Genomic DNA, 25,777 nt, shown 5'->3' on the forward strand with positions numbered 1-25,777 from the left:
TGTTGCGGAAGTCGATACCGCCATCAAATTCAGGTCGCGTGGATTGCCTCGGAAGGGGTTTCGACGCTCAGTGCGAGTGCGTGGATTTCGTGCTGCATCATATCGCGAAGGCAATCATACACGAGCCGGTGGCGGTTCACGCGTGACTCGTTCTCAAAACGCGACGACACCAGATGCAATCGGTAATGGCTCCCGCCGGAGGCTGCGCCGGCATGCCCGGCATGCGCAGCAGATTCATCCACCAGTTGACAAACCGTTGGTGAAAAGGTTTCAAGCAGACGTGCCTTGATGCGGGTTTCGCGGTCGCTCATTTTGGCTCCTGCATGTGTTTGGACAAGAACAGGCTCTGCGCCAGGATGAACAGGAACATCAATCCCATGCCGCCAAACAACTTGAAATTAACCCAGGTCGCGGTCGAAAAAGTGAACGCCACATACAGGTTCAGGAATCCCATGACGACAAAGAATATCGCCCATGAGACACCCAGTCGTGTCCACACCGCAGCGGGCAAGTCGACCTGCTCGCCCATCATGGTCTTGATGAGGTTTTTCTTCATCACGAACTGGCTGACCAGGAAGACGGCAGCAAATGCCCAGTACAGCACCGTGGGTTTCCATTTGATGAAAGTTTCGTTATGAAAATAAATGGTCGCGCCACCAAACACGCCGACGATCAACAGCGAGACCCAGAGCATGACATCGATCTTTTTGCGACGCGCCAGCAGCCAGCCGATCTGGGCGAGCGTGGCAACAATGACCACCGTCGTGGCGAGCAGGATAGGCGCCTGGGCTGCGGTCACCACGCCGCCAGAAACCAGTCCCGACAGATACTGGCTTGCCAGTTCTTGCGCGGCGACCACGTTGCTCTCGCCCCATTTGAACATGGCGAAGAAAAGGATTACCGGGAACAGGTCAAACAGAAACTTCATGCTGGCTTCTCGTGGTGGGTATCGGCAAGGGTATCCGGAGTGGACTCGAAACTGAGCGAGGCGGAGTTGATGCAGTAACGCAAACCGGTAGGCTTTGGCCCATCCGGAAACACATGTCCGAGGTGCGCATCGCAAACATTGCAGATGATCTCGGTACGCGCCATGCCGTGGCTGCGGTCCACCACTTCCTTGACATTGTCCGGATTGAGCGCCTTGAAATAGCTGGGCCAGCCACAGCCCGAATCGAACTTGGCATCGGATTCGAACAGCGGTGTCTTGCAGCACACGCACGTATAGATGCCCTGTTCGTGGTGATCCCAGAAGCGGCCGGTAAAGGCGCGCTCGGTGGCAGCATGGCGGGTTACTTCATAGTCCATTGGCGCCAGCGCGGCACGCCATTCGGCATCGGTTTTTACGACTTTGTTTGTCATGATGAGCAACTCACTTCCAGTTGGCTGGCCCAGTCGGGTGGCAGGGCCGCGTAGGCTTCGTGTTCCGGTTGGTCGTCAAACGGCTTTTCCAGAATGGCGAGCAGTTTGGCAATTTCCGAAAAATCCTTTGCCTCGGCTTTTTCGATCGCCACTTGCGCAAGATAATTCCGGAGTACGTATTTGGGGTTGACTGCGTGCATTGCAAGACGGCGATCTGCATCGGTCCGGTCTTCAGTCTGCAGTCTTGTGCGGTACTGGAGTGCCCAGGCATCAAAGGCGGTGCGGTCGATGAACAGATCGCGCAACGGTGCGTCGGTGGCCGGGTTGTTCATCTGCAGTTCGCCGAGCCTGCGGAAAAATAACGTGAAATCGACGTGACTGGCTTGCAGTATCGCAAACAGGCTATCGATCAACAAGCTGTCGTCAGCCTGTTGCGTGGTCAGTCCCAACTTGGCGTGCAGCAGCGCGGCCATTTTGGCGTCGTATTCCGGTTTGAAGCCTGCCAGCGCGGCTTCGGTATCCTCGACCGTGCCGATCAATGGCAGCATGGCCTGGCCGAGCGCAAAGCAATTCCAGTGGGCGATCTGTGGCTGCATGCTGTACGCGTAGCGTCCTTGCTGGTCGGTGTGATTGCAGATATGGCCAGCATCGAAGGCTTCCATGAAGCCGAACGGACCGTAATCCAGTGTCAGTCCAAGGATCGACATATTGTCCGTATTCATCACGCCATGCATGAAGCCAACCGCCTGCCAGTGCGCCACCATGTGGGCGGTGCGGCGCGTGACTTCGGCGAGCAAGGCGGCGTAGGGATTGGCTGCGTCGCGCAAGTCCGGGTACAGCTGGTCGATGACGTAATCACCGAGGATGCGCAACTGCTCCGGTTTTTTGTTGTAGAACCAATGTTCGAAGGAGCCAAAGCGAATGAAGCTCGGTGCCATGCGGGTTGCGACCGCAGTCGATTCCGGGGTTTCGCGCATGACCAGTTGGTCGGAGCCGGTCACGCACAACGCCCGCGTGGTCGGGATGCCGAGTCCGGCCATCGCTTCCGAACACAGGAACTCCCGAATCGAGGAGCGCAAGACGGCGCGGCCATCCCCCATGCGCGAGTACGGCGTCGGTCCGGCACCTTTGAGTTGCAGCTCCATGCGGGCTGGTGCCGGCTGGCCGGCCGCCGGCACATCGCCCAGCAGGATGGCGCGACCATCGCCCAGTTGACCAGCCCAGACGCCGAACTGATGCCCCGAATAAACGGCGGCAAGGGGTTGGGCATGGTCCGGTATCCGGTTGCCGGTGAAGGTCTCGATGAACTCGTCGGTGGAAAATTGGGCCGGGTCCAGATCAATCAATGCCGCTGCCGACGCGCTGGCACAGACCAGATACGGTTGCGGCAAGGCGGTCGGCTGCAAACGCATAAAAAACGGCGGCGGCAGCGCGGTGAACGCTGTGCTGAATGGCAGCGAGTCAACGCTGTGGTGCTGCAGGGGAAGCGGAGAATTCATGGTTGTCGTGTGGATGCGGTTAGCCTGCATGGTAATGCAATCATTGCCATGCCGTTCAGGCCAGGCTGGCATGAACCAGATTGCGTACCAGCTGGCGATAGCGGTCGCGCTGCTCCGGCGCCTGCATCAGCCAGATCGCGATCAGGTCCTCTTTCGGGTCGATCCAGAAGTAAGTGCCAGCCAGTCCGCTCCAGTGAAAGTCGCCCACCGAACCGGGTGTATAAGCTGCGCCGGTTGCGGTGCGCACGGCAAAGCCGAGTCCGAATCCGTAACCCGGCCCCGGCAAATACATCGCTGCGCTGCTGGCCTGATCCATCCCGACCAAGTGATCGCTGGTCATGAATTCCACCGTCTTGCGCGACAGCAGACGCACACCCTCCAGTTCGCCGCCATTGCGCATCATCCGCGCAAAGCGCAGGTAGTCGCGCGCGGTCGATACCAGGCCACCGCCACCAGACAGGAAGTCCGGTCGGCTGCGCACATCGATCAGGCGTACCGGCTGGCTGGTCACGGGATCAATCGCAAAGGGTTCGGCGATGCGGTGGTGCTGTTCCGGTGGCACCCAGAAACCGGTGTCGTGCATCTGCAGTGGCTGGAAAATCTGCTCCTCCAGATACACATCCAGCGTCTGTCCCGAAATCCGTTCGAGCAGTGCGCCCAGCAAATCGGTCGCACGGCTGTACTCCCAGGTCGTGCCGGGCTGAAACGCCAGCGGCAATGTAGCCAGGCACGCGATCAGTTTGGCATTGGTGACGTGGCGGCTTTCGATGCCACTGGCGGTGTAGGCCGACTTCACCAGTGTTGGCGCGCCAAATATCCCGTAGGTCAGTCCGGCGGTATGGCGCAGCAGATCCTGTATCGTCATTTCGCGCTCGCAGGGCACAAGTTGCATGGTGCGACTGCCATCTGCGGCGACGGTTTCCTGCGCGACCTGCAGGTTGGCAAGCTCCGGCAGATAGTGCGAGACCGGCTCAGAAATCAGCAAGCGGCCTTGTTCGGCCAGCATCATGATGGCCACCGAGACGATCGGTTTGGTCATCGAATAAATCCGGAAAATCGCGTCGGTGGTCATCGCCACAGTGCCGTCAGGCCGCAAGCTGCCATAGGCTTTATCGAGACCGACCTTGCCGCCGCGTTCGACCAGCAATGTGGCGCCGGGGATGCGTCCGGCTGTGATTTCAGATTGAATCACGCGGTCGATGCGCGCCAGTGCGGCGTCGTTGAAAGCAGGTTGTTGAAGGTCATTGTCAGCGGGCATGGTCATCCTTGGCAGAGGTGCATTGATCGACTTGGTTCGTGTACATTGCATTGCAAGCGGCGTACGGATCAGGAGACCCAGCAGCAGGCACATCCCGATTGCGGAAACTACTTAGCCATCACAATAAATGGGCAACGCATGCTATGTTGCCTTAAAAATAGAGGAGACACGAATGAACGCACCTGACAAGTTAGGGATCCCTTCGCTGCAAAACAAAGTTTCACCGGAAGAATGGCAGACCCGCGTAGACCTCGCCGCCTGCTACCGGCTGGTCGCGGATTATGGCTGGAGCGACCTGGTGTTTACCCATATCACCGCCCGTGTTCCCGGTATCCACGATCAGTTCCTGATTAACCCGTACGGCATGATGTTCGACGAGATCACCGCGTCATCGCTGGTGAAGATCGATCTCGATGGCAACAAGCTCGACGACTCGCCGTTTCCGGTCAATCCGGCCGGCTTCACGATCCATAGCGCAGTCCACGCTGCACGTCACGACGCCCAATGTGTGCTGCATGTGCACAGCGTGAATGGCGTAGCGGTATCGGCGCAGAAAAAAGGCCTGCTGGCGCTGTCTCAGCAATCCATTTTTATTCTGTCGAGTCTGGCCTATCACGACTACGAAGGCGTGGCGTTGCGTGACGACGAGAAAGCGCGCCTGGTCGCCGACCTGGGTCGCAATCAGTATTTCATGCTGCGCAATCACGGCTTGCTGACGCTGGGGTCGACCATCGCGGATGCATTCCTGAACATGTACACCTTCGATACCGCCTGCAACATCCAGATCCGCGCCCAGTCCGGCGGCGGGGAGTTGATCACGATTCCGGATGCCATCATCAGTACCGCGCAGGAGCAGGCGCGTGCTGCGACGAAGTCGCTGGGCGGCATGCTCGCTTGGCCGGGCTTGCTGCGTCGACTGGATCGCGCCGATCCGTCTTACCGGAATTAAATTTTTAATGGAAGCAGCGCGCACTTTGTGCCGCACTGCAGCATCGAAAGGCGTTGACGGTTTCCGCACGGTCGTACGAAAATCGCCCGCATCAGATAAAAAGCAACCCAGGAGAACAGATGTCGCCGTATCCAAAGAGCCCGTTGATGGGTCAGATGATGGACCAGCCATTGCTGATTTCCAGCATCATTCAACACGCCGACCGCCATTTCGGGGATAACGAAATCGTCTCTCGCCGGGTTGAGGGTGATATCCACCGTTACACCTATCACGACTGCCATACCCGCTCACGCCAGCTGGCCAACGCGCTCGGCACCCTCGGCGTCAAGATGGGTGACCGCGTCGCCACGCTGGCTTGGAACGGCTACCGTCATCTGGAAGCCTATTACGGCGTGTCCGGTTCCGGTGCCGTGCTGCATACGGTCAATCCGCGCCTGCATCCGGAACAGATCGCTTACATCGTCAACCACGCCGAAGACCAGTACCTGATGTTCGACATGACCTTCCTGCCAGTGGTGGAAGCGTTTGCCGCGCATTGCACGACGGTCAAGGGTTTCATCGCGCTGTGCGACCGTGATCGCATGCCGGCCGACAGCAAGATTCCGAACCTGTTGTGCTACGAAGAGTTGATTGCCGCCGCTTCGACCGACTACGAATGGCCGCTGTTCGATGAAAATTCCGCGTCCAGCCTGTGCTACACCTCGGGCACCACCGGCAACCCGAAAGGCGCGCTGTATTCGCACCGTTCCACCATCCTCCATTCCTTCGCATCGACCATGCCGGACAGCTTGAACGTTTCGGGCCGTGACTCGGTCCTGCCAGTCGTGCCGATGTTCCATGTGAACGCCTGGGGCCTGCCATATTCGGTACCGCTGACCGGCGCCAAGATGGTATTCCCCGGACCTGCACTGGACGGCAAATCGCTGTATGAGCTGTTCGAGCAGGAACAAGTCACCTTCTCGGCTGGCGTACCGACCGTCTGGCTCGGCCTGCTGAATTACGTGGCCGACAACAATCTGACCTTCTCCAGTTTCAAACGCACCGTCATCGGTGGCTCGGCCTGTCCGCCGGCGATGATGAAAACCCTGCGTCATCGCTATGGCATCGAAGTGGTCCATGCCTGGGGCATGACAGAGATGTCGCCATTGGGTACCTCCTGTACGCTGCAATCGAAGCACATGGGCTTATCGGAAGATGACAAGCAGGCGAAGCTCGAAAAGCAGGGTCACGCCATTTACGGTGTCGATATCAAGATCGTTGACGATGCCGGACTGGAGCTGCCATGGGATGGCAAAACCTACGGCAATTTGCTGGTCAAGGGACCGTGGATCATCAGCAGTTATTACAAACAGGAAGGTGGCAGCGTCCTCGAAGACGGCTGGTTCCCGACCGGCGATGTGGCCACCATCGATGGCGATGGTTACATGCAGATTACTGATCGCAGCAAGGACGTCATCAAGTCCGGCGGCGAATGGATCGGCACCATCGACCTCGAAAATATCGCGATGGCACATCCGGCCGTGTTACAGGCAGCCTGCATCGGCGTATTTCATCCGAAATGGGATGAGCGGCCACTGCTGATCGTGGTCAAGCGGGCATCTTTTGACGTGACACGGGAAGAATTGCTGGCGTTTTATGAAGGCAAGATCGCCAAGTGGTGGACGCCCGACGATGTCGCTTTCGTCGATGCGTTGCCGATAGGCGCAACCGGGAAATTCCTGAAAAACAAGATGCGTGAACAGTTCAAGGAGTACAAATTACCGACCGCATAAATCATAAAGGCATTGAAGCAGCATCACCGTTCAACGTAGTTAGCACCGTAGTCAGATCGCAGTCATACCTATAAAACCCTTAGAGGAAGAGACAAATGACAATCCAGTTCCGCCCGCTCGTACTTGCCCTGTCCGTCGCCGCAGCCTGCGCGACACCAGTTGCCTTTGCCGAAAACGTCAAGGTCGCTTTTATTGATACCTTGTCCGGCGCCTTCGCACCGATCGGCCAGAATCAGCTGAAAAGTTATCAGATGTTTGCAGAAACCGCCAACCAGCAAAAGCTGGCCGGCGCCAATACGCTGGAATTCGTCGGCTTCGATAACAAGGGTAGTCCGCAAGAATCGCTGACCCAGCTAAAAACCGTGATTGACCAGGGTTATCGGTACATCACCCAGGGCAATGGTTCAGGGGTGGCACTGGCGCTGATCGATGCGATCAACAAACACAACGAACGCAATCCCGGCAAGGAAATCGTTTTCCTGAACCATGCCGCGATCGATCCAGACCTGACCAACAGCAAGTGCAGTTTCTGGCACTTCCGCTTTGATGCCAATTCCGACATGAAGATGGAAGCGTTGACCAGCTTCATGGCCAAGGATCCGTCGATCAAAAAGGTCTACATCATCGGCCAGAACTACGCCCATGGTCAGCAAGTCACTCGCGCTGCCAAGGAATACCTCAAGCGCAAGCGTCCGGATATCCAGATCGTCGGCGACGATTTGCATCCGATCGGACAGGTCAAGGACTTCTCGCCGTACGTGGCGAAGATTAAGGCTTCCGGCGCCGACACTGTTATCACCGGAAACTGGGGTGCCGACCTGGCGTTGCTGATCAAGGCCGGCAAGGATGCGGACCTGAAAGCCAACTTCTATACGTATTACGCAGGTACCACTGGTGTGCCGACAGCGATGGGTGCGGCAGGCGCCGACCATGTCAAGCAGGTCAGCTACTGGCATCCAAACAACGAGACCTTCTCCGGCAAGGAAATCGTCGAAGCGTACAAGAAGAAGTACAACGATGACTTCTACACGCTGGCGACTTACAACATCGTGCAGATGCTGTCCAAGGCCATCAAGGAAGCCAAATCCACCGATCCAACCAAAGTGGCCTTTGCGCTTGAAGGCATGAAGTTCAACAGTCTCAATGGCGAAGACGAGATGCGCAAGGCGGATCACCAGTTGCAGCAGCCGCTGTATATCGCAACCTGGTCCAAGGTCGATGGAAAAACCGTCAAGTACGATCAGGAAAACACCGGCTACGGCTGGAAGACGGATCAGAAAGTCGATACCTATATCGCTGCACAGCCAACATCGTGTGTGATGAAACGGCCTGAAAAGTCGTAATTGTCGTGTAGTTGAAATGGGTCGCTGAAGTGTGCACCTGAGCTTCGCACCCGCACCATCATCGCCGGCCGCCGTGACATTCCCGACGGCCGGTTTTTTATGGCGGGTCCGGAACGGGCATCACGCCGCAACCGGCTGTTCCGGTTCAGCGTTTGTGCGAACTTATTGCCGCTTGTCGACTCTGTAAAAATCCATCAAATAAAGGTTTCCCCCCGTGGAGTTCACGCTAATCACTTTGCTAAACGGCTTGAGCTACGGGCTCTTGCTGTTCATGCTGTCGTCGGGCCTGACCCTGATCTTCAGCATGATGGGTGTGCTTAATTTTGCACACGCCAGCTTTTACATGCTCGGTGCGTATCTTGCGTACACGATTTCAACCATGTTCGGTTTTTGGCCGGCACTGATTCTGGCCCCACTGTTGGTCGGCGTGCTGGGTGCGATGGTCGAGCGCTACGGCCTGCGTTCGGTACATAAGTACGGTCACATTCCGGAGCTGTTATTCACCTTCGGCCTGTCCTACGTGATCGTCGAACTGGTGCAGCTGATCTGGGGTCGCAGCACGGTTCCCTACAAAATTCCGGCGGAGCTGGATGGCCCGCTGTTCACGCTCTACACCACCACATTCCCGATCTATCGCGGCTTCATGATGCTCATTGCGCTCCTGATGCTGCTGGCGATTTACCTGGTACTGACCCGTACCCGTATCGGTCTGGTGATTCAGGCTGCGTTAACCCATCCCGACACCGTCGAAGCACTGGGCCACAACGTGCCGCGCGTGCTGATGCTGGTGTTTGGTGGCGGCTGTGCACTGGCCGGTCTGGCCGGTGTGATTGGTGGCAATGCGTTCGTGACCGAGCCCAGTATGGCCGGTACCGTGGGCAGCATCATTTTCGTGGTGGTCGTAGTTGGTGGCATGGGGTCGCTGGTGGGTGCGTTGATGGCGTCGTTGCTGATCGGTGTACTGCAGACGTTTGCGGTGGCGATCGACTATTCCTTCATTAGTCTGCTGTCGCAGTTCGGGGCGCAAATCACCTCCATGACGCCGGGGTATGCGGTACTGAAGTTGACCGTGTCGCAGGTGGCACCGATCATGCCGTACCTGTTGCTGGTATTGATACTGATCTTCAGGCCCAAGGGCTTGATGGGTACACGAGAGGGATGACGCCATGACCTACCAACCTCTTAATTTGTCACGCTGGCTGATCTGGTCCGGGTTTGCCTTGATGCTGATCGTCGCCCCGCTGGTGTTCACCAAGGGTGCATCGCTGTCGTTGCTATCGCAAATCGGCACGGTGATGATCTTTTCGTTGTCGTTCAACATGCTGCTGGGGCAGGGCGGCATGCTGTCGTTCGGCCATGCCGTGTATTCCGGCCTGGGTGCTTTTTTCGCCATCCATGCGATGAACATTGCGGCTGCCGGTGCGCCCATTCCCGTGGTGCTGATCCCGCTGATCGGTGGCATTGCCGGGATGGGTTTCGGTATCCTGTTCGGTTACGTCACGACCAAGAAATCCGGCACCACGTTTTCCATGATCACCCTCGGGCTGGTCGAGCTGGTGTTTGCAGCGTCGCTGATGTTTCCGGAGTTTTTCGGCGGCGAAGGCGGTGTCTCGACCAACCGCGTGATCGGCGAGCCGTTCATGGGCATCACGTTTGGCCCGCAAATCCAGGTGTATTACCTGATTGCGTTCTGGCTGTTCATCAGCACCATCGGCATGTATGCGTTCACGCAAACGCCACTGGGCCGACTGGCCAATGCAGTACGCGACAACCCGGAGCGGGTCGAATTCATTGGCTACGATACGCAATGGGTGCGCTACATGACATTGATCCTGTCGGCTTTTTTCGCAGGTATTTCAGGTGGTCTGGCAGCGATCAATTTCGAAATCGTCAGTGCTGAAAATGTCAGCGCCCTGCGTTCCGGCGGCGTGCTGCTGTTCACGTTCATCGGTGGAATCGGCTTTTTCTTCGGTCCGATACTTGGTGCCGTGGTCGGTATTTTCATGACGGTGATGCTGTCCGATTTCACCAAGGCATGGCAGTTGTACCTTGGCGTTTTCTTCATCCTGATCGTGATGTACGCACCGGGTGGGCTGGCCAGTCTGCTGATGATAAATGTGCGGATGGTTGCCTACGGCATGTTCCGGCGCATCGCACCCATGTTGGCGGCAATCTGTGGTGCTGCTACGGTCATGTTTTTCGGTGCAGTGAGCTTGATCGAATTGCTCTACCACGTCACTCTCGGCGCCGGTGCCGGTCCCATGATGCGGTTGTTCGGTTTCGATGTCGATACCGGTGCACCGACCGCATGGATCGTTGGTGCCGTGTTGCTGGTCGCAGGCGGTATCGCGTTCTATCGCGTCAAGGCGCCTTTCCAGCACGTCTGGGGCGAAGCCAATACCGACATCGAAGCAATTACCAGGAAGGTGCAAGCATGAGTGCGTTTTCCCTCGAATTGAAAGATGTGCGCAAGAGTTTCGGCAAATCCGAGATCATTCGCGGCACCAATCTGCAAGTGCCGACAGGCGAACGCTTCGCAGTGATCGGCCCGAACGGCGCCGGCAAATCCACCTTGTTCAACCTGATCTCGGGACGCTTCGGCATCAGCAGTGGCGACATCCTGCTCAATGGCGCCAGCACGGTCGGATTGCGGCCGTTTGAAATCAACCGGCTTGGACTGTCGCGCAGCTTTCAGATCACCAATATTTTCCATCGCCTGACGGTGTATGAAAACCTGCGTTGCGCGGTGCTCTGGTCGCTCGGCTACAAGTACTCGTTCTGGCATCGGCTCAATGGCCTGAAGGATGCGCATGAACGGGCCGAGGCGGTACTCGAACAGATCGGCCTTCAGCGTCGCCGTTCGGTGGCAGCCGGTTTGCTGACTTATGCAGAACAGCGCGCACTGGAGATCGGCATCACTATCGCCGGTGGCGCCGACGTGATTCTGCTCGATGAACCCACTGCCGGCATGAGCCGCTCCGAATCCGACGCGGCGGTCGAACTGATCCGCAAGGTCACGGTCGGCAAGACGCTGCTGATGGTCGAGCACGACATGAGCGTGGTGTTCGGTCTGGCCGACAAAATTGCGGTGCTGGTGTATGGCGAGATGATCGCCTGCGACACGCCGGCCAATATTCGCGGTAATGCGAAAGTACAGGAAGCCTATCTGGGCAGCCACGCGCCAGAGGAGGCGGCATCATGACAGCACTGCTGGAACTCAAAAATCTGCATGCGTACTATGGCAAGAGCCATGTACTGCATGGCGTCGACCTGGTGGTCAATGAGGGCGAAATCGTCAGCCTGCTGGGGCGTAACGGCGTCGGTCGGTCGACTACCGTGAAAGCCGCCATGGGACAGGTCGATGCAACCGGATCGATCCTCTTCAAAGGCGAAGAAATGATCGGCTTGAAGGCCTTCCAGATCGCCCACAAAGGGCTAGGCTACGTGCCCGAAAACCGCGACATTTTTCCGTCGCTGACGGTCGAGCAAAATCTGATCCTCGGTGAAAAGAAAGGCCGAAAGTCACGCTGGACGCTCGATGACATGTACACCATGTTTCCGCGCTTGCGTGAGCGGCAGCACACCGCCGCTGGCGTGATGTCGGGTGGCGAACAGCAAATGCTGACGCTGTGCCGCACCCTGATGGGCGACCCGGATCTGATCATGATCGACGAGCCGACCGAAGGCCTGGCACCGAAGATTGTCGATCTGGTGGCCGAGTATCTGAATGCGCTGAAGAATCGGGGTATTTCGATTTTATTGGTCGAGCAAAAACTCGCCATTGCGCTGGAGATTTCCCAGCGGGTCTATGTCATGGGGCACGGCTCGATCGTGTTCGAGGGGACGCCGGCGGATTTGCGGGCGAATGACGCGATACGCAAGGAGTGGCTGGAGGTGTGATCGGCGTCGGGGTTCGGGTGCCTGTGGTCGGGTGCCGGTTCGCCGGATTGCTTGCCTGTGCTGTGTCTGCAGTGTGTTTGCGGTGTAAATCGGCTTTGCATCCCGATGCGTGGCGAACAGGCCGACTGGCGTGGAAAACCAACATTGTTCTCTCTTTTTCTATTGCTGTACCGGAGTCACTTTAGAATCTGGACAATAGCGATAACAACGGAGATACCGGCGATGAAGCTTTCCAGACTACTAGGCGCAGCCTTGCTGTCAGCCTCCACGGTAATGCCCGCACGGGCACAGATCGGTCCGTCGCCGACGATCCGCATCGGGGTCTCCGGTCCTTTTTCCGGTGGCTCCGGTCCGCTAGGCGAGAGCATGCGCAACGGCATCCGGCTGGCAGTCGACGAAATCAACAATATCGGCGGTATCAATGGCCAGAAGTTTGAACTGATCGAGCGTGATGATGAAGCTAGAGTCGATCTCGGTGCAAAGATCGCCGATGAACTGGTTCGTCAGCGTGTCACTGCAACCATCGGCATCGCCAATACCGGCGTCGGCCTGGCCTCGATCGACGCTTACCAGAAAGCCGCCATTCCGCTCCTGATCGCCGTCTCTACCGGCACCACCCTCACCAAAAAATACGCACCCCCGGCGACACCCGCCAATTATATTTTCCGCATTTCGCCAACGCTGGACCTGGAGGCACGAGCTCTGGTGATGGAGCTCAAGCGCCGCAAGCTCACCGCGGTATCGTGGCTGGCCGACGCGACCGCCTACGGCGACGCCGGTACTGCAGCGTTCACACAGGAAAGCCTCAGTGGCGGGATCACGCTGAGTTCGCACGAGCGCTTCAAGGTTGGCGATACCGACATGAGTGCCCAGGTTGGACGTGCCATGCAGAGCGGCTCGCAGGCGCTCGTAGTGTGGGGCATCGGGCCTGAACTGGCCGTGATTGCCAGGAATCGGGAGGCGCTCAAATGGAAGGCGCCAATGATGGGCAGCTGGACTTTTTCCAGCCGTAATTTTATTGATGGGGCCGGCAAGGCAGGCGAGGGCGTGCTGATGCCACAGACGTTCATTCAGGATCTGGGCTCGTCCAGCAAGAACAGCTTTTTGCTCGCGTACAAGCGCATGTTCAAGACCGACCTGATTGCCTCGCCAATGAGTGCAGCCCAGGGGTATGACGGCATGCACTTGCTGTATCGCGCCATCCGTCAGGCCAATTCTGGCGACGGCAGCAAGATCCGCGCAGCAATGGAAAACCTGGAGACCCGCTATCAGGGTGTCATCACCAGCTACAGTCACCCGTTCACGGCCTTGGACCATGACGCCATCACGTTGAACATGCTGTGGATCGGCAAGATCGCCGGTGGTCGTATCGACTACGCTGATAGCGAGGACCAGCGCCGCGGTGCGGTGTTGCGTTTCAAGGGGAAGTAATGTGTTGCCATCGGGCCATCGCTCTTCGACTTGCCCGGATGTTTCGCTGTTTGTTTGATCGATGACGTGCTATGACGGCTGCAAAAACTGTCTTGCAAACATATCAGCGGTCAACGCTTTGCTGGAGTAGTAGCCCTGATATTCGTCACAGCCATGCGCCTGCAGAAAACGATATTGTTCCTGCGTCTCGACGCCTTCCGCAATCACGGTCAGATTCAGGCTCTTTGCCATCACGATGATGGCATTGATGATGACGGCGTCTTCCGGATCGACGGTGATGTCACGCACGAACGATTGATCGATCTTGAGTTTGTTGATGGGAATGCGCTTGAGATAGCTGAGGCTGGAAAAGCCGGTACCAAAATCATCGATGGCCAGTCGGATGCCAATATTGCGCAGCACCCGCAAGGTGTCGATGCCACCCTTGGCTTCATCCATCAGAATACTCTCGGTGATTTCCAGTTCCAGGAATTGCGGTGCCAACTGTGCCTGCTGCAAGGCGTCAACGATACTTTTTAGCAGGCTTTTTTGATGAAATTGTGCCACTGAAAGATTCACGGATACCACTAGCGGATGCCCATTGTCCTGCCATGCCTTCGCCTGCAGACAGGCAGTGCGCATGACCCAGTCACCGATGGGCACGATCAGGCCGCATTCCTCGGCCACGGCGATGAACCGGCTTGGCAGCATCAGACCCAGCGCCGGATGGGCCCAGCGTATCAGTGCCTCGACGCCAACGATCTGGCCGGTTCGCATGTCCATCTGCGGCTGATATTCCAGCACGAACTCACTACTCTTGAGCGCGCTGCGCAAACTGTTTTCCAGCAAGGTGCGTTCCACGACCCGCCGGTTCATCTCGTCGTCAAAAAACTGGTAGCGGTTGGTACCATTTCCCTTGGCGTGGTACATCGCGGTATCGGCATTCTTGATCAGCGTATCCATATCGGTGCCATCGTTCGGATAGGTACTGATACCGATGCAGGTGGTAATAATGAAATCGTTACCGTCAATCGAGTACGGCATGCTGACCGCATTGAGCACGTTGTCCGCGATATGGGAAATCGGTTCGCCTCGGCCCACATCGACCAGCATGATCACGAATTCGTCGCCACCGAGCCTGCTGACGGTATCGATGGCGCGAACGCACTTGGTAAGTCGTTCGGCGATGGCCTGCAGCAATTTGTCGCCCACATGATGGCCAAACGAATCGTTGATATGTTTGAACCGGTCGAGGTCAAGGAACAACAGGGCCAGTTTTATTGCGTTGCGCTCGGCCACGGCGATGGCCTGCTGCAATCTGTCCAGCAACAGCACCCTGTTAGGCAGGCCGGTCAGGAAGTCGTGTTCAGCCATGTGCCGCATCTGCTCTTCCGACGCTTTGCGGTCCGAAATGTCGGTCATGATCGCGATGTAATTAACGACGTTCCTGTGGCTGTCGCGTACTACTGAAATGGATAGCCAGAGCGGGAAGCCGCGACCGTTGCAATGGCGGCCCCACAGTTCGCCTTGCCAGCGGTCGTGCGCATGGACTTCATCGGATATGGTCTTGAACTGCGCCTTGTCACGCATGGCCACACACAGACTTTGCGGCTCCTTCCCGACGACCTCGTCGATCGTGTACCCGGTGATGTCGGAGAGTGCCCGATTGATGGACACGATGCGCTGGTTCATGTCTGCAATCAGGATGCCCTCCTGACTGTTTTCAAATACTTGTGCAGCCAGTTGCAAGGATTGTTCCGCGTGTTTGCGTTCGCGGATGTCACGCACCACGATGTAGAGCAAGGCCTTGCTGTCGATCGGAATTTCGGTACACAGTACCTCCGTCCAGAAGGTCTCTCCTGATGCATTGACGTGCAACCAGTCGAAGCGATAATTGCCGTTTTGATGGGCCAGTTCAAGCATCTGGCTGAATTTTTCTGACGATGGCTTGCCATCCGGTTGCGTCGTTGGCGAAATATCGTTGCTGTTGCGACCGACCAGATCGGATTTTCTGGCGTAGCCAAACAGCGTCAGCGCAGCCGGGTTGACCTCCAGAAAGTAGTTGTCTTCGATAAGCAGGATGGCGTCGGCGGATCGGTCGAAAAGTGTTCTGAAATTGGCGCCCAGTGCCAGCAGCGCCTGTTCTTCACGCTTGCGCAGGGTGATGTCGATATCCATGCAAAAGATCTGATGGATTTTTTTCTCCCGGAAGACCGGGAACATGGTCGAGTACACCCAGAGATTGGCGCCAGCAGAGGTGGTGATTTGCCAGTCCCGTGGCAACACGGCTTGCCCGGTTTGCCAGATATGGTCAATGGTATCGGCGAACTCCGGTTCTTTATCCTGATGCTGCAGCAAATCCGACAAGCGCCTGCCGATCGCCTCTCTGGCCGGAATTCCGTAAATGGTCGTACTCATGCTGTTCCAGAACCGGACGATACCCGTGCGGTCTATGCTCTGGATGGCCACCAATGGCGTGTATTCGATGGCCGAAACAAAGCGGGACAAGACATCGATGGCTTCGTTACCGGAAGCGATGCGCCTGGTGCTGTTCTCGTGAACGAGGGCATTGGATAAATTTCCCGACAAGGCCCGCTCGTCGTGACGCTGTGACTCGGGATGCTGTGACCCGAGCTCTGACTCTGGCGTTGAACCGGGCTTTGGAGTATCGGCCATTGCAGACTGTTTTCCGCTGATTGAATTGCACTCTGCGCCGTGCGTGCGCAGCGAAACTAAATCATGAACGTGAACAGAGGCGGGGTATTGATGTGGCGCATGGCAGATCAAACAACGACACCGTGATTCAGCGTCGAACTGCTCCGATGACGCGGCAAAGCGGAGTCAGAAAAATGCCGGCCATAGCTGGCCCGGCGGAGGTTGCGGGCTGACTCTCGCGGGTTGCCGGTCGAACCCGGCCGCGTTCTACAACCAGTATTCCAGCGAACGCGCAGCGAATTCCTTGATCCGGCTGACCAGTGGCCGCTCGCTCCAGCTGGCCCGGGTAATCTCGGTCGAATCGCGTAAATCTTCGTTGAAGGCACTTTCCATGCTGGCACCAAAGGCTTCGCCCAGCACAATCACGTTGACCTCGTTGTTGTGCAGGAAGCTGCGGGTGTCCAGATTGGTCGACCCCACGGTCGACCAGACGCCATCGATCACTGCAGTTTTAGCATGCAGAACTGATACGTTCAGCTGGAAAATTTTCACGCCGCTGGCCAGCAAGTCGTCGTAGTAGGATTCGCCGGCATGCTTGACCAGTCCGCTGTCGGTGACGCCCGACAGCACCAGCCGCACATCGACACCGCGCGCGGCGGACTGTTTGAGCGCATTGACGATCTGGATATCCGGCACAAAATACGCCGCGGTCAGATAGATCGATTTGGTTGCCTGCTGCATTGCCAGCACGTAAGCGCGGTAGATTTCGTGATCGCTCTCGGGACTACTGGCCAGTACCCGCAGGATGCGGTCACCTGCGTTGGACAGCGGTGGAAAATAATCGCCTTCGGCCATGTCGCCGGCTTTCTGGCTTTCCCACCCATCAATAAAAATCGCCTGCAATGCGGCGACGGCCGGACCTTCGATCTGGATGTGCGTGTCGCGCCAGCCAGTTTTCTGGCCTGGCCGTGATTTCGAGCGGAACAGCGAACTACGTGAATAGGTGTCGCTGATATTGACGCCACCAGTGAACGCAACCTTGCCATCAACAACAAGGATCTTGCGATGGTCGCGGCTGTTCAATTCCCAGCTGCCGAAGCGTTTGGTCGGGTTGATCGGATTGAATGGCATCAGATGAATGCCGGCCTGTTTCATCCGATCGAAAAAGGCGTCGGGCGTGCCGATCGTGCCAACGCTGTCGTACATGATGTTGACGGCGACCCCTTCGCGTTGCCGTTCGATGAGCAGGTCGGCAAACTTCAGGCCCAGCTCGTCCTGGTCGAAGATATAGGTTTCGAGATTGATGTGGCTTTTTGCTGCACGGATCGTCGCCATCATCGCGTTCATGGTTTGCGGTCCGTCGTACAGTAGCGTGACACTATTGCCGGCGATGAGCGGACTCCCAGTGACGGCTTCTTCCAGGGCGGCCCGGGCGCGCAGGTCGATGGTCGAATTGCGCAGGCGTCGGTCCAGCATGGCCTTCACACGGGCCTGTGACAGTTTGTTGCCGCGGGCGTTTTCAATGCTGACCTGGGCGGCAGGCGTGAGTGGCTTGTCGACATACTGCACGTTCGGCAGGTTTGCACAGGCAGGAAGGCATAACGGACCAAGCAGCGCCAGCAGGCGAAGCATCTTGAAGATGTTGGGGCAGGCAGCGTGCATGATGATCAATTCCGTGGGGGGGGTGGCAGGTGCAGGAACCGAGATTGTACAACTGGGCAATATCCGCTGTATGTGATCCCGGTCACAAATAGTCGTTAAAAGTTGCTTTTATTAAAGATTTGATTTGAGATAGCGTCTTGATCATGTTGAATCAACACATCACGGAAAACCATGCTGACAGAACGTGAAGTCGAAAGCTCCTACCTGGGGCAATTCATTCCTCTGCACTATCACCACAACATGCTGATGGATCAGCGCCGCATGAAAAGCTTCAAGGCGGCTATTCAGCAGGTCGTGTTCCCGGGCGCAAAGGTTCTTGAGCTCGGCGGTGGTACCGGTGTGCTGTCATTTTTTGCTGCGGCTGTTGCCGACAAGGTCTGGTGTGTCGAATTTAATCCGGACATGGTGACCGAGGCACGCCGTTTGCTGGACCTGAATGCCAACGGCCACAAGGTTGACGTGATCCAGGCTGACGCATTCGACTACCTGCCGCCAGAACCAGTCGATGTGGTGATCTGCGAAATGATTCACGTCGGGATGCTGCGCGAGAAACAAGTGGACGTGATCACCGCATTCAAGCGCCGCTATCTGGAAAAATTTGGTGGACCTTTGCCGGTGTTCGTGCCGGACGCTGTCATCATGGCGGTGCAACCGCTGCAGGTGGAGTACGACTTCGAGGGCTTCATTGCGCCGATTGTCCAGTTTCGCGATCTGGCAATCGCCGCGGAAGACACGCGCGAGATGGCGCCACCGGCGGTCTACAGCGTGCTGGATTTCCAGCGCGACATCGATCCGGAAATCGACTGGCGCGGCAACTTTACGATGGCGCATAGCGGCACCGTGACGTCGCTGCGTTTCGTGACGAAGAACATACTCGCCGTCCTGATGCAAACAGGCACCACCATCGACTGGCTCAACAACTACATGATCCTGCCGCTCAACGAACCGGTTACAGTGCTGGCGGGGGAGGTGTTGCAGGTCAGTTTTCGGTATCGGGCCGGCGGTTCGCTGCCGTCGTTGCAGGTGACGATGAAGGCTTGTTTGCTTGCTGGTGGGGTAAGTGCCGGTGTCGGGTCGCGGCTGGCAGGCAGCCCTCGCAAGGGGGTATAGGGTTAAAAACACAACCTGATTTTCGTTACCGGGTCGTAGGTTGAGCTGCGCAGCCAGCCCTTTCATGGTGTACGTCGGACAGCCAACACAGTGACGGTGACGTTGCCGAATCGTTGGGCTGCGAAGCCCAACATGCGTCAGGTTGCTTTGCGGGTCGCCGTGACGCGCGGTCGGCGGGCTGCGGTCTGCGGTAGCTAAAACGGGTTGCGCTCCGTTGAGGCAAGCCGGGGGCGGCCCGGCAGCCGGTCACTTCTTTTTGCTTCGCCAAAAAGCAGTAACCAAGAAAAAGGCGACCGCAAGACCGCTGCCCTGCGGGTTCCCAAAAACCGGGTACGGCAAGAGGGAAGCCCGCAAACTCGCTACCCTTGCAGGGCGCAGATCCGCTTGCAAGCGGATCCCGTTCCGCAGGCGGATCGCATGCGATCCGAAACCCCTGCTACACCTCAGACAGTGCGGGCTTCTGATCCTCTTGCCGCACCCGGTTTTTGGCAGCGGCCTTTTTATGCGGAATTCAAGGTCAAGACCAAGCCCAGCCTTGGTGATTGGTTGATGGTCAGGCTCGCTTTGCGCGAGAAAACTTCCTCGTCGTGATCGACATCGACTTCAAAACCAACGTCAAAACCAACGTCAAAACCAACATCAAAACCAACGTCAAAACCAGTTTCAAATTCAGTATCAAAATCAACGCCAAACTCAAAATCTACAAGGCTTTTACAAGCCATCTTTCTCGCGCAAAGCGAGCACGACCATCAACCAATCACCAAGGCTGGGCTTGGTCTTGACCTTGAATTCCGCATAAAAGGCCGCTGCCAAATACCGTGTCCGGGCAGGGGATAAGAGGGCCGTACTGTCTGAGCGTAGCGAGTTTGCGGCCCTCCCCCTGACCGGGCACGGTATTTGGGAACCCGCAGGGCAGCGGTCTAGCGGTCGCCTTTTTCTTGGTTACTGCTTTTTGGCGAAGCAAAAAGAAGTGACCGGCTGCCGGGCCGCACCCGGCTTGCATCAACGGAGAGCAACCCGTTTTAGCTACCGACGACCGCGCGCAGTGGCGACCCGCAACGCAACCTGACGCATGTTGGGTTTCGCAGCCCAACGGACGGTGGCGTAGCGAGTTTGCGGCCCTCCCCCTGACCGGGCACGGTATTTGGGAACCCGCAGGGCAGCGGTCTAGCGGTCGCCTTTTTCTTGGTTACTGCTTTTTGGCGAAGCAAAAAAAGTGAGCGGCTGCCGGGCCGCACCCGGCTTGGCTCCACGGAGCAGCAACCGTTTTAGCTACCGCAAAACTCACTGCGCAGGAAGCTTGACGCATGTTGGGCTTCGCAGCCCAACCTACGATTCGGCAACGTCACCGTCACTGTGTTTGCTGTTCGATGCCCACCTTGCGAGGGCTGGCTTCGCAGCCCAACAGTCATGCAGCGCACCTTGCGGCGCCCTGAACAATGAAAGAAACTGGCGGTACGAGACGCCGTAATGCAGGGATGTCATTCGAATGGCAGTGTCGACCTGCAAAGCGCTCAATTCGTTTTACTTCACATCAACCCACCGCATCGCTGTCGGGCGACGGGAGTGCGCGGCCGAACGGCTGATATCTTTCACGGCAACCTACGATTCTGAAGTGTGAAGGTGCCGCGCCCTCATGCCGGATGCAATTGCCTCGCGGCTGCCTCAAAAGAGCCTGTCGAAATATCCGGCAAGTCGATGACCAGCGCCTGTCCATACTGCCCGAAATTACGCTCGATCGATTTGAGGTAAGCCGGGTCATAGTGCTGGACCAGCAATTCATCCACCAGCGTCGCCAGATCGCCGTTACGCGCCTGCTCTTGCCACAGCCCGATACGTTCCTTGCCATACATCGTCACCAGGCACTCCAGTTGTTCGACCAGCGTGGCGGGATCACGGACGAAGTTGTCATATTCCTGCATCAGCAAGGCGACGCGATGAGTTTGCGACAAACCGAGTGCGATACACGGAGAGGCCCGTACCCGTTCCATCAATTCTTCCGGCACGCGCACGTTGCCGACCTTCTTGCTTTCGGATTCGACGAAGACTTCGCGTTCCGGATCGAACTGGCGCAGAGCTTGCCAGAGCCGCGTTTCAAACATTTTCTGGCTCGGTTGCGGTGCACTGGGCCAGCCACCTAATACCGAACCGCGATGTTCGGCGAGCTGTTCGAGGTCGAGTACCTGCGCGCCTTGCGCGGCCAGTGTCTGCAACAAGCGGCTTTTGCCGCTACCGGTGGTGCCGCACACCACGCGGTAGTGCAACCGTGCAGCGAGTTCCGGCAAGCTGGTATTGACGTGGCGGCGGAATTCCTTGTAGCCGCCGTCGAGCTGTATCGCGGGCCAGCCGATCTTCGCCAGAATATGCGCCAGCGCGCCGCTGCGGTTGCCGCCGCGCCAGCAGTACACCAGCGGTTGCCAGTCTTTCGGCTTGTCGATGAAGAGGGTCTCGATGTGGCGGGCGATGTTATGTGCGACCAGTACCGCGCCGGTTTTCTTGGCTTCGAAGGCATTGACTTGCTTGTACATCGTACCGACGCGCACGCGCTCGGCGTCGTCCAGTACCGGGCAGTTGATGGCGCCGGGCAAATGGTCTTCGGCAAATTCGCCGGGGCTGCGTACGTCGATGATGGCGTCGAAGTCAGCCAGGCGTGGCAGCAGGTCCGGAAAAGCGAGCAGGGCGGGATACTTCATGAGCTCACTTGGTTAAGAGGGGTTTGAGATGCGGCCAGATATTGTCGAGAATAATCGGGTGCGCGGCGGCGGTCGGATGAATCCGGTCGGCCTGGAATAACTGCGGTTGCGTCACAACGCCTTCCAGCATGAACGGCACTAGTGCGGAGCGGGTCTCTTTGGCCAGCGCCGGAAACTGCGCGGCAAACCGCTTCGTGTAATCAGTGCCGTAATTGGGCGGCAATTGCATGCCCACCAGGACGACGCGGGCATGGGCTTTTTTGGACGTGTTGATGATCTCGCGCAGATTCTTCTGGGTGTCCGACAATGCCAGCCCGCGCAAGCCGTCATTGGCACCCAGTTCGACCACCACGACCGCCGGCCGGTTTTTTGCCAGCAGTGCCGACAAGCGACTTTTTCCGCCGCTGGTGGTCTCGCCGCTAATGCTGGCGTTGACTACCGTGGCGTCGATTTTTGCTTCGGCCAGGCGTTTTTCAAGTAGCGCGACCCAGCCATCGCCACGTGATAAACCGTATTCGGCCGACAGGCTGTCGCCGAGCACGAGCACTGCTTTTGATGCAGAATAGGCGCTCGTTGTACACACCGCCAACGCGATGACCATTGCCGCGCGCGCCGCTCCGATCATACTGATCCACTTTCCTGACTTATTGCGCATGCCTGACTCTTCCACTGCGATTACTCCTTCATTTCCTGCCGCTGCGGCTGTACCAGCCGCTATCGAAGCAAGACAATTAACCAAACGGGTTGCCGATGCAACCGGGGAACTGACCATACTGGACGGCGTCGATTTTACCGTGCCGGCCGGGGCGACGCTGGCAATTGTCGGTGCATCCGGATCAGGCAAATCGACCTTGCTGGGCCTGATGGCCGGGCTGGATACACCCACCAGTGGCACCGTACTGATCGACGGAATTGATCTGTTCGCCCTTGATGAAGATGGCCGTGCCGGATTGCGCATGGCCAAATTGGGTTTCGTATTCCAGTCATTCCAGTTGCTTGCGCATTTGACCGCACTTGAAAACGTGATGTTGCCTCTTGAGTTACGTGGTGACGATAACGCGCGGGACAAGGCCGAAGCCATGCTGGGCCGCGTTGGTTTGTCGAGCCGCCTGAAGCATTATCCAAAATTTTTGTCCGGCGGCGAGCAGCAGCGCGTGGCATTGGCACGTGCCTTCGTGACCGAGCCACCGCTGCTGTTTGCCGACGAACCCACCGGCAGCCTCGATGCCGCCACCGGCGACGCCGTGATCGGCCTGATGTTCGAACTCAATCGCGAGCGCAAGTCGACACTGGTGCTGGTCACGCATGATCCGTCGATCGCGGCCCGTTGCGCCAGTACTATTACGATTTCAGCCGGGCGCCTCGTTTGAGCTGAGCTCTGTGGCCGGCACCAACCGGTTCAATTCACGCCGCACCTGCAACAACAATTCGCTGGCTGTCAGACCGACCGGTCCGTGACCGTTTTTTACCAGCACATCGGCAGCATGCCCGTGCAGCCACACCGCACCGGTTGCGGCTTCCCAGGCCGGCCATCCCTGCGCCAGCAAGGCGCCGCACAAACCCGCCAGGACATCGCCGGTACCGCCGCTGGCCAATGCCGGATTGCCGGTCGGATTGATGGCGAGCTGGCCGTCGGGGCGGGCGATGATGGTGCCAGACCCTTTCAGTACGACGATGGCATTGCAGTCGCGTGCCAAGGTCATCGCCGCGTGGAGCCGGTCGGCTTGCACGGTGCCTGCAGTGCTACCCATCAGGCGTGCCGCTTCGAGCGGATGCGGTGTCAGGATGACCGGAGCGGGGTGGCGTGCAACGCGCGCTTTCAGGTCCGGTTCGGCGGCGATGAGGTTGAGTGCGTCGGCGTCCAGTACCAGTGGTCGATCCGTGTTCAGGGCTTGCAGCAAATGGCCCCGTGCCGGGTCAGATTGCCCGAGTCCCGGTCCGGCCACGATGACCGATGTTCCGTAGTCGACCGTTGCGGCGCTACGGCACATCAGCTCGGGATGCAGTGCATCGTGACTAGGCACTGTGCCGACGAATGCGGCAAAGGTTTTGCCAGCGCCAGCAAGCAATGCGGCCCGTGCTGCCAGCAGCACCGCGCCGGTCATTCCGTCTCCGCCACCGAGCACCACGACTTCACCGTAGGTTCCCTTGTGCGAGGCCTGCGAACGACGCCGGATCGCATTGGTGAACAAGGTGGGTGCGGACAGCTGCATTGTCGTTGGCGGGAACCGATCCGGGCCGATGTCCAGATCGGCAACGTCGACGGTGCCGGCCTGTTCTTGTCCGAACCCGGTATGCAGCCCGGGCTTGTCGGCAATGAAGGTGATGGTGCGGGTGGCGCGGATGGCGATGCTGTTGATGCCGTCGCCACCAACAATGACGCCGGTATCGGCATCCAGTCCGCTCGGTACATCAATGGCCAGTAACGGACCACCATGCTCATTGACACGCGTGATCAAAGTACGCATTGCGCCTTCGATGGGTCGCATCAGGCCAATGCCGAACAGGCCATCGATGATCAGCGACCAGTGTGCGGGAGGCAGTGTCGTGATGAAGTTCATCGGTGCCAGGCGCGCGCGTTGCAAGGCCTGTTGGGCATCCTGTGGCAAGCGATCCGGCTCGGCGCACAACAAGACACTCACCCTGGCACCGGCATCGGCCAATCGCGCTGCTGCATCGAGCGCGTCACCACCATTGTTGCCCGGACCTGCCAGCACCAGGATCGTCGCCGCGGCCGGTTTGTGGGCCAGCATCCGCAGTGCGGCCTGGGCCGTCGCCGCGCCAGCGCGCTGCATCAGGGTGCCGGCTGGCAGCGTCGCCATTTCAGCCTGTTCGATGGCGCGGATCGTGGCGACCTTGTAAAGAGCGTGCATCGACCTCATCCGAAACGTGACAGGGTCAAGCCATCCAGATCGATGTCTGGCGCGCGGCCAGAGACCAGGTCGGACAAAATCTTGCCGATGCCCAGCGATGCGGTCCAGCCGTTGGCGCCGTCATCGAGCCCGACATAGACATTGCGCATCGGGGTCGCGCCCATCACCGGCACGCCGTCCGGCAGCATCGGCCGTATCCCGCTCCAGAGCGTGGCATTGTTGTAATTGCTGGCATTCGGAAACCAGTCGGTGGCGACTTTACGCAGCGTGCGTTGCGCCGCTTCCGGCACTTCCGGCGTACGTGCCCGCGGGTCCGCGACACCGGCGATGCGGACCCGGTTGCCAAAGCGCGTGATGGTGGCTTTGTAACGGGTGTCGCTCAGCGATGCCAGCGGCGCTTCCTCAAAATCTCGGATGGTACAAGTGGCCGAATAGCCCTGTACTGGCAGCACCGGAATGCGTACGCCGATGCTGGCCAGCAAGCGCGGGTTGTCGTTGCCGGCTGCCAGCACCACCGCATCTGCCGAAAAAGGCATGTCGGCGATCTGCAGCGCAACGCGGTTGTCGATGCGGTCGACGCGGGCCACCTGTCCGCCAAAATGAAAGGTGACACCGATGGATTGCGCAATGGTTTTAAGATGCTTGGTGAACAAGGCGCAGTTGCCTGCCTCATCCAGCGGCAACTGCAACGCCGCTGTCATGGGCGTTGTGGCGGCCAGTGCCGGTTCGATCTCGCGTGCGGCAGCCGGCTCCAGCAGCGCATGCGCGACCTCGGTTTCTGCCAGCAGCGCCAGCAGCGGTTGTGCCATCAGCAGGTCGCGCTCGGTGCGCAGCAGTTGCAGGTGCCCGCCGGTTTGTTCGTAGTCGATGTGGTAATGCAGTCTGAGGTTTTGCAACAGATCACGGCTGTAAAAGCCGAGCCGCTGCAAACGCAGTTTGTTGGTGTGAAAGCGTGTCTGGTCGCACTCCGAAATCCAGCGTCGGGCCCAGCCCCACAGCGCCGGATCGAACCGGTGTCGCAGCAATACCGCTGCTTCATCCTTGAACAATTGCGACATGATCCTGCGCGGCATGCCAGGCATCGCCCACGGCGCCGCGACTGCCGGTGCAACCAGTCCGGAGTTACCGAAGCTGTTCTCTTCGGCGACATTGCTGCGCCGTTCAATGACGACCACTTCATGACCGGCTGCAGCCAGAAAATAGGCCGTACTCACGCCCAGGATGCCTCCGCCTACGACCGCTACTTGCATGCACTCAATCCTCTGATTGGTCGACCCGTTCGGGTGGCTGTTGA

Annotated in this window: 22 protein-coding genes; 10 read left to right on the forward strand and 12 right to left on the reverse strand. The window is 58.2% G+C overall.

The window, feature by feature from the left end; all coding sequences use genetic code 11:
• Positions 1–29 precede the first annotated feature (29 nt).
• From ABD720_RS00090 to ABD720_RS00110, 5 genes are read right to left on the reverse strand one after another with little or no spacing between them, the layout of a single operon-like run.
• Positions 30–311, reverse strand: a complete 282-nt coding sequence (locus ABD720_RS00090) for a BolA family protein (RefSeq protein ID WP_344761136.1) — start codon at positions 309–311, stop codon at positions 30–32.
• Positions 308–928 carry a septation protein A gene (locus tag ABD720_RS00095; protein WP_344761137.1) on the reverse strand — a complete coding sequence of 207 codons (621 nt, stop codon included), beginning with the start codon at positions 926–928 and terminating at the stop codon, positions 308–310. Before ABD720_RS00095 ends, ABD720_RS00090 begins: the two co-directional genes overlap by 4 nt.
• Positions 925–1,359, reverse strand: coding sequence for a peptide-methionine (R)-S-oxide reductase MsrB (msrB, locus tag ABD720_RS00100; RefSeq protein WP_344761138.1), 435 nt, complete (start codon positions 1,357–1,359; stop codon positions 925–927). The genes ABD720_RS00095 and msrB overlap by 4 nt, the downstream gene beginning before the upstream one ends.
• The gene (locus ABD720_RS00105) at positions 1,356–2,858 is read right to left on the reverse strand and encodes a protein adenylyltransferase SelO (protein WP_344761139.1); all 1,503 of its coding nucleotides are present in this window, start codon (positions 2,856–2,858) and stop codon (positions 1,356–1,358) included. Before ABD720_RS00105 ends, msrB begins: the two co-directional genes overlap by 4 nt.
• Positions 2,859–2,913: 55 nt before the next feature.
• The gene (locus ABD720_RS00110; RefSeq protein ID WP_344761140.1) at positions 2,914–4,116 is read right to left on the reverse strand and encodes a serine hydrolase domain-containing protein; all 1,203 of its coding nucleotides are present in this window, start codon (positions 4,114–4,116) and stop codon (positions 2,914–2,916) included.
• A 172-nt stretch (positions 4,117–4,288) separates the two neighbouring features.
• Between ABD720_RS00110 and ABD720_RS00115 the strand changes: the two genes are divergently transcribed.
• From ABD720_RS00115 to ABD720_RS00150, 8 genes are all read left to right on the forward strand, one after another.
• Positions 4,289–5,065, forward strand: a complete 777-nt coding sequence (locus ABD720_RS00115; RefSeq protein WP_344761141.1) for a class II aldolase/adducin family protein — start codon at positions 4,289–4,291, stop codon at positions 5,063–5,065.
• 119 nt (positions 5,066–5,184) lie between these two features.
• Positions 5,185–6,837, forward strand: a complete 1,653-nt coding sequence (locus ABD720_RS00120; protein ID WP_344761142.1) for a 3-(methylthio)propionyl-CoA ligase — start codon at positions 5,185–5,187, stop codon at positions 6,835–6,837.
• A 95-nt stretch (positions 6,838–6,932) separates the two neighbouring features.
• A complete protein-coding gene (locus ABD720_RS00125; protein ID WP_344761143.1) occupies positions 6,933–8,180 on the forward strand; it encodes a branched-chain amino acid ABC transporter substrate-binding protein in 1,248 nt (415 codons plus the stop codon).
• 214 nt (positions 8,181–8,394) lie between these two features.
• Positions 8,395–9,342 carry a branched-chain amino acid ABC transporter permease gene (locus tag ABD720_RS00130; RefSeq protein WP_344761144.1) on the forward strand — a complete coding sequence of 316 codons (948 nt, stop codon included), beginning with the start codon at positions 8,395–8,397 and terminating at the stop codon, positions 9,340–9,342.
• Between the two features lie 4 nt (positions 9,343–9,346).
• Positions 9,347–10,618: a branched-chain amino acid ABC transporter permease gene (locus ABD720_RS00135; protein WP_344761145.1), complete on the forward strand. Its 1,272-nt coding sequence runs from the start codon at positions 9,347–9,349 to the stop codon at positions 10,616–10,618.
• Complete coding sequence (locus ABD720_RS00140) at positions 10,615–11,382, forward strand: ABC transporter ATP-binding protein (protein WP_344761146.1); 768 nt, start codon at positions 10,615–10,617, stop codon at positions 11,380–11,382. The genes ABD720_RS00135 and ABD720_RS00140 overlap by 4 nt, the downstream gene beginning before the upstream one ends.
• On the forward strand, positions 11,379–12,080 hold the full coding sequence (locus ABD720_RS00145) for an ABC transporter ATP-binding protein (protein WP_344761147.1): 702 nt from the start codon (positions 11,379–11,381) through the stop codon (positions 12,078–12,080). The genes ABD720_RS00140 and ABD720_RS00145 overlap by 4 nt, the downstream gene beginning before the upstream one ends.
• A 222-nt stretch (positions 12,081–12,302) precedes the next feature.
• Positions 12,303–13,511 (forward strand): ABC transporter substrate-binding protein, encoded by a 1,209-nt coding sequence (locus tag ABD720_RS00150; RefSeq protein WP_344761148.1) that lies wholly within the window; start codon positions 12,303–12,305, stop codon positions 13,509–13,511.
• A 69-nt stretch (positions 13,512–13,580) separates the two neighbouring features.
• Here ABD720_RS00150 and ABD720_RS00155 read toward each other — a convergent pair whose 3' ends face one another.
• Both ABD720_RS00155 and cls read right to left on the reverse strand, forming a co-directional pair.
• Positions 13,581–16,079 carry a sensor domain-containing protein gene (locus ABD720_RS00155; protein ID WP_344761406.1) on the reverse strand — a complete coding sequence of 833 codons (2,499 nt, stop codon included), beginning with the start codon at positions 16,077–16,079 and terminating at the stop codon, positions 13,581–13,583.
• Positions 16,080–16,412: 333 nt separating this feature from the next.
• Entirely contained in the window at positions 16,413–17,807 is a 1,395-nt protein-coding gene (gene cls, locus ABD720_RS00160) for a cardiolipin synthase (RefSeq protein WP_344761149.1), read from the reverse strand.
• A 171-nt stretch (positions 17,808–17,978) separates the two neighbouring features.
• Between cls and ABD720_RS00165 the strand changes: the two genes are divergently transcribed.
• Entirely contained in the window at positions 17,979–18,917 is a 939-nt protein-coding gene (locus tag ABD720_RS00165) for a class I SAM-dependent methyltransferase (RefSeq protein ID WP_344761150.1), read from the forward strand.
• A gap of 500 nt (positions 18,918–19,417) precedes the next feature.
• On the opposite strand, the gene ABD720_RS00170 is transcribed toward ABD720_RS00165, so the two are convergent.
• From ABD720_RS00170 to ABD720_RS00180, 3 genes are all read right to left on the reverse strand, one after another.
• The gene (locus tag ABD720_RS00170; protein ID WP_344761151.1) at positions 19,418–19,639 is read right to left on the reverse strand and encodes a hypothetical protein; all 222 of its coding nucleotides are present in this window, start codon (positions 19,637–19,639) and stop codon (positions 19,418–19,420) included.
• 912 nt (positions 19,640–20,551) lie between these two features.
• Positions 20,552–21,610, reverse strand: coding sequence for a tRNA 2-selenouridine(34) synthase MnmH (gene mnmH, locus ABD720_RS00175; RefSeq protein WP_344761152.1), 1,059 nt, complete (start codon positions 21,608–21,610; stop codon positions 20,552–20,554).
• 4 nt (positions 21,611–21,614) lie between these two features.
• Positions 21,615–22,265 (reverse strand): arylesterase, encoded by a 651-nt coding sequence (locus ABD720_RS00180; protein WP_344761153.1) that lies wholly within the window; start codon positions 22,263–22,265, stop codon positions 21,615–21,617.
• Between ABD720_RS00180 and ABD720_RS00185 the strand changes: the two genes are divergently transcribed.
• The gene (locus ABD720_RS00185; protein WP_344761154.1) at positions 22,264–22,980 is read left to right on the forward strand and encodes an ABC transporter ATP-binding protein; all 717 of its coding nucleotides are present in this window, start codon (positions 22,264–22,266) and stop codon (positions 22,978–22,980) included. The two genes, ABD720_RS00180 and ABD720_RS00185, sit on opposite strands and share 2 nt — an antisense overlap.
• On the opposite strand, the gene ABD720_RS00190 is transcribed toward ABD720_RS00185, so the two are convergent.
• Positions 22,960–24,483 (reverse strand): NAD(P)H-hydrate dehydratase, encoded by a 1,524-nt coding sequence (locus ABD720_RS00190; RefSeq protein WP_344761155.1) that lies wholly within the window; start codon positions 24,481–24,483, stop codon positions 22,960–22,962. The genes ABD720_RS00185 and ABD720_RS00190 overlap by 21 nt on opposite strands.
• Before the next feature lie 5 nt (positions 24,484–24,488).
• A complete protein-coding gene (locus tag ABD720_RS00195) occupies positions 24,489–25,733 on the reverse strand; it encodes a D-amino acid dehydrogenase (protein WP_344761156.1) in 1,245 nt (414 codons plus the stop codon).
• Positions 25,734–25,777: the final 44 nt, after the last annotated feature.

It is taken from the genome of Actimicrobium antarcticum (genome assembly GCF_039536745.1).
Classification (GTDB): Bacteria; Pseudomonadota; Gammaproteobacteria; order Burkholderiales; family Burkholderiaceae_D; genus Actimicrobium; species Actimicrobium antarcticum.